The organism is Enterobacter sp. IF2SW-B1 (assembly GCF_001743375.1).
Classification (GTDB): Bacteria; Pseudomonadota; Gammaproteobacteria; order Enterobacterales; family Enterobacteriaceae; genus Enterobacter; species Enterobacter bugandensis.
Genome location: NZ_MJAA01000265.1, coordinates 1 through 436, shown reverse-complemented (window position 1 = coordinate 436; position 436 = coordinate 1). Strand labels below are relative to the sequence as shown.

Below are 436 nucleotides of genomic sequence, written 5' to 3'. Positions count from 1 at the left end.
TGACAGGCAGCGCACGGGCTGCTTACCCCAGTTCAGCGCCAGCTCGCACAGCGCGTCGACCACTTCCGTGGAGGTCGCCAGCCCGCTCACCACCTCCACCAGCATCATAACCCGCGCCGGGTAGAAGAAGTCCAACCCCGCGACCCCCAGGTATGTGGCCGACGCGCTGTGCTTGGTGGCGCTGATCTGGGGTACGCAGCCCGTGCGCTGCCAGTCAACGCGGGGGTTCATCGGCAACCGCGTCGCGCGGCCGTTCTATTCCGAGGCCTGGCGCGCGCGGGAGGAGCAGGTGGCCGCGCGGGAGGTGATTGACGCCGCCCTGCGCGATGGCGGCGGCTTCCCGATGGGGCCGCTGGAGCTGACCGACATGATTGGTCAGGACGTTAACTTCGCGGTGACCTGCTCGGTATTTAACGCCTTCTGGCAGGAGCGTCGT

General features: G+C 67.7%; 1 protein-coding gene and 1 pseudogene. One reads left to right on the top strand and one right to left on the bottom strand.

Features of this window, described 5'->3' with window-relative positions; all coding sequences use genetic code 11:
• The coding region (locus A6013_RS26365; RefSeq protein WP_373452510.1) for a 3-hydroxyacyl-CoA dehydrogenase NAD-binding domain-containing protein at positions 1–105 on the bottom strand (105 nt) is incomplete at its 3' end.
• A 61-nt stretch (positions 106–166) separates the two neighbouring features.
• Between A6013_RS26365 and A6013_RS24345 the strand changes: the two are divergent.
• Positions 167–436: pseudogene (locus A6013_RS24345) on the top strand (3-hydroxyacyl-CoA dehydrogenase family protein); the annotation flags it as partial.